The sequence below is a fragment of the Desulfurococcus sp. genome (assembly GCA_026626905.1).
Lineage (GTDB): Archaea > Thermoproteota > Thermoprotei_A > Sulfolobales > Desulfurococcaceae > Desulfurococcus.
On the sequence record JAPNUX010000008.1, the window covers coordinates 84,182 to 96,947 of the forward strand.

Sequence of the window (12,766 nt, forward strand, 5' to 3'; positions counted from 1 at the left end):
CAATGCCGCCGCGGGGACTCGAACCCCGGACCCCCCGGTCTTCAGCCGGGTGCTCTCCCAGCTGAGCTACGGCGGCCTCTAGAGTTATGATGAGAGTTCAGGGTTTATTAGGCTTTCTCCTCAAGGCTATTAAAAAGTTATAATACATCTTCGAGAGTAAGAGTATCCGAGGTGGGATGCTTGCTAGCCGTAATACTTGCTGGCGGGTATGGTAAGAGGCTCAAGCCGTTTACTGATGAATTACCGAAGCCCCTGGTACCTGTTGGCGAGAAACCAATCCTCGAGTGGCAGATTACATGGTTGAAGATGCATGGCTTCAAGGAGGTGGTACTGCTAGTCGGGTACAGGAAGGAGAAGATCATAGAGAGCATTGGAAGTGGATGCAAGCTCGGCGTTAAAGTCACCTACGTAGTCGAGGATGAACCACTAGGTACAGGCGGGGCAATAAAGAACGCTGAGCACATACTCTCCAAGGTGGATTCATTCCTAGTAGTCAACGGCGATATAATAACTAATTTAAACCCGTTAAAGCTCTTCGAGACTCTTGAGAGAGATAAGTACCTGGGTGTAATAGCTTCAATACCTCTACCAAGCCCCTACGGAGTCTTGGAGATAGAAGGCGAGAACAAGGTTAGAGGATTCATTGAGAAGCCTCAGCTCAGCGACTACTGGATTAATGCTGGAGTATACGCTTTGAGATCAGAGTCCCTCAAGTACTTCCCTGAGAAAGGGGATCTTGAGAAGACAGCTTTCCCCGCTATGGCTAAGGATGGCGTGCTAGGAGCTTACAGGTATACAGGCGTCTTCTGGAAGGCTATAGATACATTCAAGGAGCTAGAGGAGGCTTCTAGAGCAGTCAACGAGATATTCAAGCGGGTGGAGCAGCATTGATTCTCAGCGACTGGGATATAAGAGTATACATTGAGAAAAAGCTACTAGTAATTAACCCGCTACTAGAAGACACGATTAGAGAGAATGGTGTAGACTTGAGATTCGGTAACGAATTCTGCAGATTCAAGAAGACGAATACAGTGGTCGATACATTGAGAAGCAGCGTGGATGATGTCTTAGAGTGCTTTAAGGTTGGGGGAGAAGGCTTCGTAGTAAACCCTCTCGAACACGTTCTCACGACAACACTAGAGTACGTTGAATTCCCTAGCGATCTAGTAGGCTTAGTAAACTTGAGGAGCACTTTCGCTAGGTACGGGCTTTACATACCCCCCACAGTAATAGATGCAGGATTCAAAGGTAATATAACAATAGAGCTGGTCGGTAGCACTATACCTGTAAAAGTCTACCCGGGTCAGAGATTCCTCCACTTAATCCTTGCTAGAACAAGCAGTCCAGTCTACAGGCCGTACTCAGGTAAGTATCAGGGGCAAACGGGGGTAACACCACCGAAGCCAGATGAGCTGTAGCTACCAGCTACACTGGTCTTCCTGTTAAAGTAGTGCCGCCGCCGGGATTTGAACCCGGGTATCCCGCACCCGCCAGCTGCAGGCCTAGGGTGTCACGGGCTCGAGAGGCCCGCATACTTGACCGGGCTATACTACGGCGGCTTAACTAGTGAATAGGATTCCAATGGAAGGCTTTTAAAGTTTCTCCCTCCTTGTTCCCTACTGATATCTACATGGTTAACCCCCCAGTCTTCTAGGTGAACACGGCTTGAAAGCCATGGTTCTCTACAAGCCTGCACCAGCTGAAACAAAGCCTCTTAGATACATGGATGTAGATAAGCCGGAACCGGGGAGAGACGAGGTCTTAATCAGAGTGCTTAAATGCGGTGTCTGCAGGACAGACCTCCATATAGTTGAAGGCGAGCTTAAACCAGTCAAGCTTCCACTAATACCTGGACACCAGGTCATAGGTGTAGTAGAGGACGTAGGTGAAGGTGTAACAGGTGTCTCCAGGGGTGAGAGAATTGGTGTACCCTGGCTCTACTATGCTTGCGGGGAGTGCAGGTACTGTAGGAGAGGCTTAGAGAACCTATGCGAGAAAGCATTATTCACAGGATACAGCGTGGATGGAGGCTACGCTGAATACATGCTTGCAAAAGCCGACTTCATTCACAGAATACCTAGCGGTATAGACGATCTTCACGCAGCTCCTTTAATGTGTGCTGGTGCAGTAGGCTACAGGTCGCTTAAGCTAACAGGTCTCCTAGGCGTGGAGAATGCTACTCTAGGCCTCTTCGGCTACGGGTCAGCAGCCCACCTAGTCTTACAGATAGCTAAGAAGCTAGGGTTAAACGTGTATGTTTTCACGGGGAGCAAGTGGAAGATTGAGAAGGCTCTCGAGAATGGTGCTGACTGGGCTGGCCTTACAAGCGAGGAACCGCCGAGAAAACTTGATGCTGCAATAGTGTATGCTCCAGCCTCCCAGGTCTTCGTGGAAGCCTTGAGGAAGCTGGATAGAGGTGGAAGAGTAGTGCTAGCTGAAATATACATGACACCTATTGAGAGACTCGAATACAGCCTCCTCTGGCATGAAAGAGAAGTTAAGAGTGTAGCTAATGTGACGAGAAGAGATGTAAGAGAAGTCCTCGAGATAGCAGTAAAATACGGCGTGAAACCTGAGGTGAAAACCTATAGTCTTAGTGAAGCAAACGAAGCACTCTTAGAGTTGAAGAAAGGGCATCTCGGCCAGATAGTACTCGATACTACTTGAGACTCTGCAGGGAACCCCTTACTCTATGCTAGAACTAGAGCATGGTATACCTCGAGCTTTAAACTGGGTGAATCTAAGTAAACCCTTCAATTCCCGCCTCCAGAGCACAATAAGAAGGAGTAGTAGCACTTGTCCTAAGTCTACAGATATGCTTCCCCCTCTACCACTTATCTCCAGTAGGATAAATGGGTATATCAGGATCTCCTCATACCTTGACATTACGTAGATTACAAAGTAGTGAACAGCTATTAAGGTAGTGGAAAATGCTGTTACAATAATCCTCGCAGCTCCCTTCAGCTCGAAGAGAGAAGCTAAAATAATTAAGAGTATTATGAGGAGTCCAGCCAGGGAGCTGAGAGCGTAGACAGAAGGATCCAGCATTAACATAGTTTCCCTCAACCCCTGCTCCACAGTCATCGAATCCATTTATACATGCAGTTTTAAATATTGGTGAAGAACCAACAAGGCTTCCCCGCTTCCCGATACATCTCTACCTGCAGTAATAATCAGATGTTCCGGCTTATCTCACCGCTCAATAGACCCTCTTCTTCATCATCTAAACTTAGACCTATCTCCTAAGATACTTAAATCCACTTCTTCGGTCTTCTCAGACCACCTCAATCCGCTTAGCAGCAGGTATACACCTGAAATATTTTTTACTCTTACTCTTTTATACACTTAGGTTGTAGTGGAGCGGCGGTCGTCTAGCCTGGACTAGGACGCCGGCCCTCCAAGCCGGAGATCCCGGGTTCAAATCCCGGCCGCCGCACTCTTCTCATTGAACCCCAGTTGAATTTAATGAGAAGTTGCTACCAGGAGTACTTTAATGTCTTTCAACTTCTCTAGCTTCTTGAACTCTAGGTACTCGCCGAGTGCATCAGTGACGTATACTACAGTATTTCTCTCGGAGAGCTTCTCTAGTACAATCTTTTTAACTGGTATTCTAACCTCGCGGGCTACATAGTAGCCTTGACTTGAAAGCTCAGATGCTATAATAGCTTTGAAGTGTAGCTCCCTGTATTCAGCGAATGATTCTATAATCTGCTTGAATCCATTTGAGAGGACTACTACATCGCTTAAATTAACTTTTAATGCTTCAAGGACTCTGAGTAAATTACTATTGAAGGTAAGGCTTCGAGACGCCTGCTTAACACACTCCTCAATACTCCTAGAATTCAGGAATCCTGCAGTCACTGGAATCACTAGGAGGCGCCTGGAGTCTGATACATCGAGAAGTTTATCCAGGATGCGGAAGAATCTATCTGTTAAAGCTGCTAGCTTAGTGAACAATAAGGCTAGAAGCAGGTGTTTCAGGAGCCTACTATCTAGCTTAGACACCAAGCACTTCTCGAAAACCCTAGTCGAGTTCTCAGCGATAATTGTGCCATCGAAGTCTACTACAACTAGTAGTTTCCTAGGGGATTTCACCTGGAGGACACCCGGCTTACCGAGTAGCTATTACGCGTAGTAATTGATCTACGTATTTATATACCTCGAGTTAAATATATTTTACTGGTGTACCATTAATGATGTTAAACCTGCAGAGTATTGACTGGTGGGGCATTCTCGTAGACATCGCTATAGCAGTCCTAATAGCTGTAGTAGGAGTTAACGGCGGCTGGATCGCTAGGTGGCTGATAAACTACCTCCTAGGGAAGATAGGAATCAACGACTGGTTCAGGAGGTTTAATATTGGAAGAGCTATCATGAGAAGCGGGTACGCGCCAAGCGAGCTCTTCGGGCTCATCGGTTCATGGGTCATATACCTGTTAGGCTTCCTCTATGCTATACTATACCTCACGCAGTACCCGTCGCTGCAGCCACTCCGCGAGCCTATATCACTCGTAATAAGCTTTATATACGGCTTTGTAAAGGCCTTTATAATCATAATTATAGGCGATATACTAGTAGACACATTCATAGGCTACATTTACAAGTCGGAGAGCACGAGCCAGCTGGCATCCCTGGTTCCAGCAGCCGAGTACCTGAGAATAATATTCTACATCGTGGTAATGGTGTACGCTCTCCAGCTGGGAGGCCTTCCAGTTGAGATACTATGGGGGCTTATCACACCAGTGATCTGGGGTCTTACAATCATAGTAGTAGTTCTAGTGGCTAGTGAAGCCGTGAGAAGGGTTAGAACACAATGAACTTCTTCTCAGTGATGTATCAAACCTCTAATTCTAAGGGTCAGGAACGTGTAGCTCAAGGCATGGTTAAGTGGGCTGCTAGACTAGGGTATAGGGCGTGGCTTGTCACCAGTATATACCATGATGGAACACCTGTTGTATCAGAGATAGAGTTGTCGAGAAGTGAGAAAGGATATCTCGTATACGAGAAGGATGTTTACACTGGTATACCCGTCATCCGTGTTAGCAGTGTTAGAGTAATGTGGCCGCCCCGCAGGATAGCATTCAGAGACTTCATTCCAGTACTGAGAGCACTTGATAGAGAGCTTGGTGTAGACTTCATTGTAACACACTCAACACTCTGGAACGGCCCCGAGGAAGCCTCAAAGTGGATTATGTGGAAGAGACTCATGAAAACCTTAGGTGAGAATGTAGGGGTAACAGTCTACGCTCACATGTCTCACTATCAGCCCCCAGACCCTACGAGGTACTCGATCATTGAAAGAACGTATAGAATGTCCTGGAATACCCTTGTTTTACCCTCGATATTCAAAGCTGCACACCTAGTGCTGTGTTTAACAGGCGTGGAAGCTGAAGACATGATTGCCATGGGTGCTAGACCTGAGCAGATACACTTATTCCCTGGAGGCATAGATGATGATGTTGCAGCACTAATAGACCAGGCTAAACCAGACCTCTTCAGAGAGAAGTATGGGATCAGTGAGGATAAACTGATAGTAGCCTACGTGGGCACTATTGAGGAGCGAAAGAACCCCCTCAACGTTGTAAGGGTAGCAAGAAGACTACAAGGTGTTAAAGACTTAGTCTTCGTGATCGCTGGGAAACCAGGAGATCAATGGGAGGAGGTTATCAGAGAGGCGAGAGGGCTAAGCAACGTCGTGGTGACAGGAGAACTCAGCGAGGAGTTAAAAGCCTCCCTAATAAAGGCTTCACACCTAAACATAATACTCTCGAGAATGGAGGCCTTCGGGCTCACGCAGCTAGAATTCATGTACGCGGGTAAACCAGTTGTAACCAGCGGGGTGTACGGGCAGAAATGGCTTGTAAGAAACAACATGGATGGCCTGCATGTAAACGGGCCTGACGATATCGAAGGAGCTGCTAAAGCCATTTTAACTCTAACAAGGAACAGTGAAAAATACGAGGAGTTAAGTTTGAACGCGAAGAACAGGGCTGAATCCTTCAAGCTATCAATACTAGTGCGGGAGCTAATCGAGAAAGCTAAATCCCTCTCAACATAGCATTCTAGAACGCTCAGCTTGACATACATGGTGATCAAGGTTCTCTTGAAGCAGGTAGCGGCTTCCTCAGTGCTCGACGATAACTATAGTAGCTGAAGGAAAGCCTGGAAGCCTTAGCAACATGATGGAGGCGTGGATAGCGGGTTTGTGATACTAAAATAAACGTGTAAGCCTATTGAGATAACTACCGAGGTTGAGTAATACGAGGTCTACTGACTATGCTTGGAAGAGAGATAGCTAAAGCTCGCAGCGCTCTCAAAGCCTATGTAAGAGAGTTAAGGAGTATACTCAGAGGAAATGTAGGTGTTATGGCTTTATCATGGTTTCTCTTCTCGCTGACTGGTAACCTGGTGAACCCGTTCCTAGCTAAGTATGCCGAGGATCTAGGTGCTAGTGAAACCGATGTAGCATTCATGCGTAGTATTGGCTCTATCGCTCTAGCACTCTCAATTATACCTGGTGGATTAATTACAGACTACATGGGGAGGGTTAAACCCATAATAGTAGGTACTGGGCTTGTAGCCGTAGTTCAATTCCTGTACGGCCTGGCACCAGATTGGAGAACACTGACAGCCGTTTACGTTATCGACATGGTATCACACTTCTACCAGCCGGCTCTTACTTCAATAGTAATGGACTCTCTTCCAGTTGGCATGGAGTTCAAGGGGTTCCTGGTGCTGAATGTCATCAGCAGTATACCCGGCCTCATGGTTCCTGTGTTCGGTGGAGTACTATACGATGTCTACGGCGTGAGAGGCATGAGATTAGGGTTTATTGCCCAAGGGATTGTAGCTCTCATAGTACTATTACTACGTATTAAGATGTTCAGGGAGACCTTTAAACCCAGTAATAAGGATTTCAGCAAGTTGATCTTCGAGCTAGCCGGGTATAGAGCTGTTCTTTCGAAGGCTATTGGAGTATATGTTTCCCAGACGCTTCTATCTCTATCGATGGGTGTATTAGGCACCTACGGGATACTCTACGCGATAAACGTGCTCGGCTTCTCTAAAGCCCAGTGGGGTCTTATCAGCGTGGCTTCAACCATAGGGGTGCTTATAGCATCCTTCGGATACATGAATGCAAGATTGAGGATTGGGAAGACCATAGTCTACTCGTCGATTACTCTAGCTTTATCACAGTTTATCATAGCGTTACTATACTATGCGCGCTCTTACTCCCTGATCCTCCTCTTCCTTGTAATGATTGCTATCTCAATAGCACAGTACATCTATAACTCGGCTGTTTCAGCAGTCCTCACTAGAACACTACCAGTAGAGATACGGGGCAGGGCAACCGGAATACAGGGGATTATAGGTAACCTTAGCTCTTCAGCTGCATCAGCGCTTGCAGGAGTACTCTACATTACACTAAACTATAATGGAGCCTTCGTGGTCTCAGGGTTGATAGGAGTCTTGAACGTAGTCTACCTTATCGTATACCTGAAAGCCTGGCGTCTCGAGTAGCTAGTATTCAATCGGCTAGTCTACTTCAAGGCTCATCGAAGCGCGCACGCATTCCACGATTTTATCTCTTGGAACCAGCTCCGGGCACCTCTCTATCACCGGCTTGCATGTACCGTTAAAATAGTCGCTTAGAGTACAGGGTTCTACTCTAACCCTGTTATCCTGTAGCAGGCACCTTGGCCCCGAGTACTTGAATAGAGCTGGCTCGACTCGGTTAAGCTCCTCAAGAATCTGCCAGGCAATACTTCTAATCTCCCACTGAGCCCTTCTGCAGGTTCTTAAAGGCAGGAATACCTCTATCAGTTCTCTAGCATTCATGGAGACGAGGAGTCTAGTTTTAACCGCCTGTGGTAGAAGGAACCTAGCGTCCTCGAAGGGTACACCGGATGAGACAACCTCATAGAACTGCTTGACGCCAGCTACCAGTGATTCAAGGAACATTTTATTCCTACCTCTAAGGACTGACGGAGGAACTATGAATGCCTCACCTGCTACATCGAGGAGAACCTCGTAGTCTGGGCTTGACTCTAGAAACTTCTCTAGTAGGGTGACGTAGTAGCTGTAATCCTCTCGGTACTGGAGGCCTAGGTGCTCGCAGGCTCTCCTGACGAGGCTCCTTAAGTATCTGTCACTATACCTCTGCGAGAGCTGTGAGAACGATGCATGCCTATGCCTAACCAGCTGGTGGCTGCACACTCTGCTACAAGCCACCTCGAAAATAAATATAGAGTGCTCGAGTGGCGAGCCATGGCCGCGTCTCACAAGCTCCTTAATCCACGCTTCAATTTTCTCCTCGCTCATCCCACTGCTTATATCAATGAAATCTTTTGGTGAGAGTGTAAGCTTGGATGCTGAAGCCACTATCCTCGAAGACCCGCTGAGATAAGCTATCAGCCTCGCCTCAGGGAGATACTTGGCTTTCAACGAGGCACCTCTTTAACCACGGTCTTAAAGCCTAGCTCCCTGAAGACTTCTGCAATTTCTCTGAGCTCGTCTTCCTCGGGCATACAGAATCTTGAACACCAGTCAGGGTTTCGAGGGTCTACTAGAGGCTTTGTAAGCAGCGGGTTCACTATAACTACTGTTTTATCAGTGAGCTTATCTATTACCTCGTGGAGCGCTTTCACTACATCCCTAATGACTTCCACCGTCAGCTTTCTTGCAACAGGCACCCTTAACTCTAAGGCTATATTCTTTTCTGCAATGAGCTTCAGGGATGACTCGTAGAGCCTGAATAGTGTGCTGGCACTTCCTTCTGGAACCCCTGTTAGCTCTGTGAACGGGGCTTTAAGGTCTGTTGCTACATGATCCACTAAGCTGTCTTCCAGAAGCAGTTTAAGCGGCTTGTAGATTGTTAGATTAGAGTTAAGGCTTACAGGAACACCTTTACTCTTAGCAGTCTTGAAGAGCTCTACTAACCCCTTGTACTGTACTAGGGGTTCACCACCTGTGACATGAAGGTAATCTATGAACCCCTTGCTAGCTTCTAGCTCCCCCATCAACTTACCTATATCTAGCGGCCCGCACACCTCTCTGCTTCTATCAGCAAGCCTCCAGTTGTGGCAGAAAGGGCATCTAAGATTACATCCACACAGCCATAGAGTAAATGTCACGGAGCCGTAGACGTCAACTAGGCTAATACTCTTCCAGCCTGAACCTATAAGCAGGATGTTCATCGACGCCACCAAGGAAAAAACAAGGTATCTAAGCAGGAAGCATCATAAATTATAGTGGTGTCTCGTCCAGAACTCCCTACGCCTCTGGGGATTCCAGTTCTTTAACGGACGGTAGTAACCGATGATCCTGCTCCAGACTTCGACATCACTGCTACCACACTTAGGACACGACTTGTAGAGTCCTGTGAACGTTCTCCCGCAGTGCGGGCAGTACGTGAGCGCCGGCGTGAAGCTCCAGTACACTACATCTGTCTCCATGATCCTCTTTGCCAGCTTTGCTAGAGCCTCAGGCTCCGGCTCCTCGTTGAGGAATAAGTGCATCATAACTCCACCGGTAAAGTGCTTCTGAACCCTCGCCTCTACTTCAATCCTGTCTGGTAACTCCATTTCAGTCGCGTAGTATGGGGCAATACTTGTTGAGTAGACTGGGTTATCGGGGTCGGGCAGGTACTCTACTAGCTCTGGATACCTCTTCAAGTCTATTGAAGCCATTCTAGGTGATGCTGACTCAGCTGGAACCTCCTCGACATTCCATGGGACGCCAGACTCCATCATCCACTTTATCGCTGTCTCAGTTGCATGAGCGACCATCTTCCTCATGACTTCTGCAGCTCTCAACCAGTCTGCTCTATTACCATCCAGCCATAACTTAGGTTCCTGCATGAGTATTGCTGCTGCTTCAGGCAGCCCTATAAGCCCTATAGTATTGAAGTGTGAGCTGGGGAATTCAGGCATATACTCGGTGATCATGTAGTAGAAGCTAGGGTGTTCTTTGAGTATTCTAACATACCTGTTCCTGAACCAGTCGACGGCTTCTCTAACTAGGCTTAGAGCTTCATCATAGAGCTCCCAGAATCTTGATTCATCACCTCTTGCCTCCAATGCTAGTCTCGGCAGGTTGACATCAGCTACGTTGACACTTCCCGTTATGTCAGGCATGGCCCAGAGCCCGCCGAACCTCTGCCTCTCAATCTTACTCCAGTACTCTTCTCTCAGGGATTCAACATCCTTCTTTAGACTCGAGAGCGAGAACTTAGAGTTCCTGTAAGCGTAGGTTAACTCCTCCATTTGAATAGTTAACCTGCAGCACATCGCGTAGCTTGCATCAGGGTCTACAACCCTAGTGTTCAGCCAGTAGAAGCTTCCACGTTTAGCAGCAGTCTTGAAGACTGCTTCAAAGACCTCTGGATCCTCCCATAGCATTTTAGATGTAGTCATTAATGTAGGGATAGGGAATGTAAACGGCTGGCCGACACTATCTCCCTGCATATAGTTCTCGAAGAGAGCTAGCAGGAAGATCCTCGCCTCTTTCTCGTACTCACCGAGCGGGGCAGTCTTCCTGCCGTCGTAGACAGCGTAGTCGCCTTCAAGAGCCTTCTTCGCTGCATCCATGATAACAGTGAAGTTAGTGAATGGTGTTTGAAGCCCTATTCTCGTCGGATAGTTCAAGTTGTAGAGAAGCCGTTGTATCTGCTGCTTTACATCCTTGAAGCTAAGACCATCGTTTCTAATGAAGGGGCCAGCATACCACTCAACACTAGAGAACGCTTGAGCCCCAGTAAAGTAGTGTTGAAGTGTTATCAGGTAGTTCGCTACATGGTCGACGAATGTATCGAAGTGTCTTGCCGGGCGGGATATAACAGTAGGGGTCTTCAAGCCTTTCTCTAGTAGTCTTGCAATACTATGCCCACTACAGTAGGGTATGTAGATACTGTGGGGGAGCTTGTGGATATATATTAATCCATCCCTGTGAGCTCTGAGCAGGTGGCTCGGGATGAGATCCAGGAGATCCTTCTTCATGTAGTCTTCGAGCAGGTAGCTGAAGAAGCTGCCAGGCCCAATATACTTGTTCGCGTTCTCGTTTACATCAAGGCTACTCCACTTAATGTACTCTTCAAAGGGGTCTTTTTTACCGGTCCCGCCTCCACCAGGAGCTTCACGGATCTTCGAAATAGTCATGAGGTTTCAACCCTATGGGTAGTATATGCCAGTGGTAGTAATATACTTACCTGTAGACTTTAAAGCCCAGGGTGTTAATAATTGATGGAACCCACTCAAGTATAACAGACTTATCAAGTAGTACATTCCAGGCACGGTATTTTACTAATGCCTCAAGGGTCTAATAGGTGTTAGCACGCTTCACTCTGTAGTATCTTCGAGTGAGCTATTATAGTGCCCCCTAGTAGAGTCTAGGAGAGAATACCAAGTTTTCTCTCAGCTTCAGCTATGATCCTCGATACTACGATCCATGTTGCAAGCGGCTCATCGTATATGGAGTAGCATTTAGTAGAATACTTTAGAGTCTCCTCCTCAAAGTCGCCGTGGGGGAACCCTCCGACCCCTACAGCTAGATTGCCGTCTAGAGCTTCACCTACAATCTCCTTGATGCCGGCGTGCTCGCATTCCTCTCTCAGCACAATTAATCCTTTAACGTTAATGTCTTCAAGTAGCTCGGGGAGCCTCATGGTTTTAATGTAAAGTAGGGGGCTGGGTGAACCTGGTGGAACCCGCCCCTCCTTGAATAACTGCTCCATTAACCCTACAAACCTGTTGTAGTTTCTCGGTATTCTAGTAGAGGAGTCTATGAAGATAACGTGTCCCTGCAGTGTGTGAACATATACTTCTAAACTCTTCTCCTTGTTAAGGGGGCTTTCAAGTGCCTCTAAGAGGCTTACATGAATAATGTCAGGCCTCCCCCTCTTATGCTTTAAAGGTAGTTTTTTCATTGCATGGTAGTGGAGGCTTACATCAAGTAGCATATCCAACGGGCTCTTACCCCTCTTCCCAGCAGTCTTGAGAACAGCTGGATGCGATGCTATAGCTGGAGGAATAGTTTCAAGCGCTGACTCAAGCAGTATAATCTTAAGCTTCTTCAGTTCACCCACCCGTTTAACACTCTAAGAGTGGGCTGGATATAAGCCTCTAGTTCTCTAGAGACTGTAAGGTTAACGTGGTGTAGCTTGAAGATGAAGCGGGATGCGAGGAGGATTGCCAGGGAGAGAATAGTACTACTCTACAATCTCTCTCTTGAGAGAGCTAGAAGAGGGGACTACGAGCTAGCTAGAAGGTATATTGAAGTCATGTTGAGAATCGCTGGTAAAACCGGTGTAAGACCCCCTAGGTATATTAGGAGGGGTTATTGTAGGAGGTGCTACATACCGTTAATACCGGGTTTAACCCTAAGTGTCAGGGTAAGAGGTAGAGGTAAGGCTTCTAGAGTAGTCTACAGGTGTCTGGAATGCGGTTGGGTGAGAAGGTATCCCGTGAAAGCCTTAAAGAGAAGATTAAGGAGAGAGTAGCCGGTAAAGTGGATGTTCAGCTAGGTAAAAACGGGGTTACAGAAGGCTTCATCGAGGAGGTTAAACTGAGACTTGAAAAACACGGCGTAGTTAAGATAAGAGTCCTCAAGTCGTATAGAAGTGGACGTGAGGTGAGCGTAGAGGAGCTGGCTGCGAGAATAGCTGCTGCAGCCGGCGGGAGATTCTACGAGACCAGAGGGTTCACGATAATCCTAGTTAAAACCGGGTCTTCTAGAAGAGGTATTTTAAAGGATTAAACTAATCTGTATT

General features: G+C 47.1%; 14 protein-coding genes and 3 tRNA genes. 9 read left to right on the forward strand and 8 right to left on the reverse strand.

The annotated features are described in order from the left end of the window. Nucleotides 1–3: 3 nt before the first annotated feature. Nucleotides 4–76, reverse strand: a tRNA-Phe gene (locus OWQ48_06375). Nucleotides 77–180: 104 nt separating this feature from the next. Between OWQ48_06375 and OWQ48_06380 the strand changes: the two genes are divergently transcribed. Both OWQ48_06380 and dcd read left to right on the forward strand, forming a co-directional pair. Then, a complete protein-coding gene (locus tag OWQ48_06380; GenBank protein MCY0868833.1) occupies nt 181–891 on the forward strand; it encodes a nucleotidyltransferase family protein in 711 nt (236 codons plus the stop codon). Beyond that, entirely contained in the window at nt 888–1,418 is a 531-nt protein-coding gene (gene dcd / locus OWQ48_06385) for a dCTP deaminase (GenBank protein ID MCY0868834.1), read from the forward strand. Before OWQ48_06380 ends, dcd begins: the two co-directional genes overlap by 4 nt. Before the next feature lie 33 nt (nt 1,419–1,451). Here dcd and OWQ48_06390 read toward each other — a convergent pair. Continuing rightward, nucleotides 1,452–1,559 (reverse strand) — tRNA-Glu (locus tag OWQ48_06390). A gap of 115 nt (nt 1,560–1,674) precedes the next feature. Between OWQ48_06390 and OWQ48_06395 the strand changes: the two genes are divergently transcribed. Next, the gene (locus OWQ48_06395) at nt 1,675–2,667 is read left to right on the forward strand and encodes a zinc-dependent alcohol dehydrogenase family protein (GenBank protein MCY0868835.1); all 993 of its coding nucleotides are present in this window, start codon (nt 1,675–1,677) and stop codon (nt 2,665–2,667) included. 18 nt (nt 2,668–2,685) lie between these two features. Here OWQ48_06395 and OWQ48_06400 read toward each other — a convergent pair whose 3' ends face one another. After that, entirely contained in the window at nt 2,686–3,093 is a 408-nt protein-coding gene (locus OWQ48_06400) for a hypothetical protein (protein ID MCY0868836.1), read from the reverse strand. 267 nt (nt 3,094–3,360) lie between these two features. Between OWQ48_06400 and OWQ48_06405 the strand changes: the two genes are divergently transcribed. Beyond that, nucleotides 3,361–3,436: transfer RNA gene (locus OWQ48_06405), tRNA-Gly, on the forward strand. 26 nt (nt 3,437–3,462) lie between these two features. On the opposite strand, the gene OWQ48_06410 is transcribed toward OWQ48_06405, so the two are convergent. After that, the gene (locus OWQ48_06410; GenBank protein MCY0868837.1) at nt 3,463–4,095 is read right to left on the reverse strand and encodes a haloacid dehalogenase-like hydrolase; all 633 of its coding nucleotides are present in this window, start codon (nt 4,093–4,095) and stop codon (nt 3,463–3,465) included. 98 nt (nt 4,096–4,193) lie between these two features. Between OWQ48_06410 and OWQ48_06415 the strand changes: the two genes are divergently transcribed. From OWQ48_06415 to OWQ48_06425, 3 genes are all read left to right on the forward strand, one after another. Continuing rightward, a complete protein-coding gene (locus OWQ48_06415) occupies nt 4,194–4,817 on the forward strand; it encodes a hypothetical protein (protein MCY0868838.1) in 624 nt (207 codons plus the stop codon). Beyond that, entirely contained in the window at nt 4,814–6,058 is a 1,245-nt protein-coding gene (locus tag OWQ48_06420) for a glycosyltransferase family 4 protein (GenBank protein ID MCY0868839.1), read from the forward strand. Before OWQ48_06415 ends, OWQ48_06420 begins: the two co-directional genes overlap by 4 nt. Before the next feature lie 218 nt (nt 6,059–6,276). Next, nucleotides 6,277–7,521, forward strand: coding sequence for an MFS transporter (locus OWQ48_06425; protein ID MCY0868840.1), 1,245 nt, complete (start codon nt 6,277–6,279; stop codon nt 7,519–7,521). A gap of 15 nt (nt 7,522–7,536) precedes the next feature. On the opposite strand, the gene thyX is transcribed toward OWQ48_06425, so the two are convergent. From thyX to OWQ48_06445, 4 genes are all read right to left on the reverse strand, one after another. Further along, on the reverse strand, nt 7,537–8,445 hold the full coding sequence (gene thyX, locus OWQ48_06430) for an FAD-dependent thymidylate synthase (GenBank protein MCY0868841.1): 909 nt from the start codon (nt 8,443–8,445) through the stop codon (nt 7,537–7,539). Further along, the gene (locus OWQ48_06435) at nt 8,442–9,197 is read right to left on the reverse strand and encodes an anaerobic ribonucleoside-triphosphate reductase activating protein (GenBank protein MCY0868842.1); all 756 of its coding nucleotides are present in this window, start codon (nt 9,195–9,197) and stop codon (nt 8,442–8,444) included. Before OWQ48_06435 ends, thyX begins: the two co-directional genes overlap by 4 nt. A gap of 42 nt (nt 9,198–9,239) precedes the next feature. Beyond that, nucleotides 9,240–11,156: an anaerobic ribonucleoside triphosphate reductase gene (locus tag OWQ48_06440; protein ID MCY0868843.1), complete on the reverse strand. Its 1,917-nt coding sequence runs from the start codon at nt 11,154–11,156 to the stop codon at nt 9,240–9,242. A 230-nt stretch (nt 11,157–11,386) separates the two neighbouring features. Beyond that, nucleotides 11,387–12,082: a 16S rRNA methyltransferase gene (locus OWQ48_06445; protein ID MCY0868844.1), complete on the reverse strand. Its 696-nt coding sequence runs from the start codon at nt 12,080–12,082 to the stop codon at nt 11,387–11,389. 81 nt (nt 12,083–12,163) lie between these two features. Between OWQ48_06445 and OWQ48_06450 the strand changes: the two genes are divergently transcribed. Continuing rightward, on the forward strand, nt 12,164–12,496 hold the full coding sequence (locus OWQ48_06450; GenBank protein ID MCY0868845.1) for a ribonuclease P Rpr2/Rpp21/SNM1 subunit: 333 nt from the start codon (nt 12,164–12,166) through the stop codon (nt 12,494–12,496). Beyond that, nucleotides 12,436–12,753, forward strand: coding sequence for a YhbY family RNA-binding protein (locus OWQ48_06455; protein ID MCY0868846.1), 318 nt, complete (start codon nt 12,436–12,438; stop codon nt 12,751–12,753). Before OWQ48_06450 ends, OWQ48_06455 begins: the two co-directional genes overlap by 61 nt. The last annotated feature ends 13 nt before the right edge of the window (nt 12,754–12,766 follow it).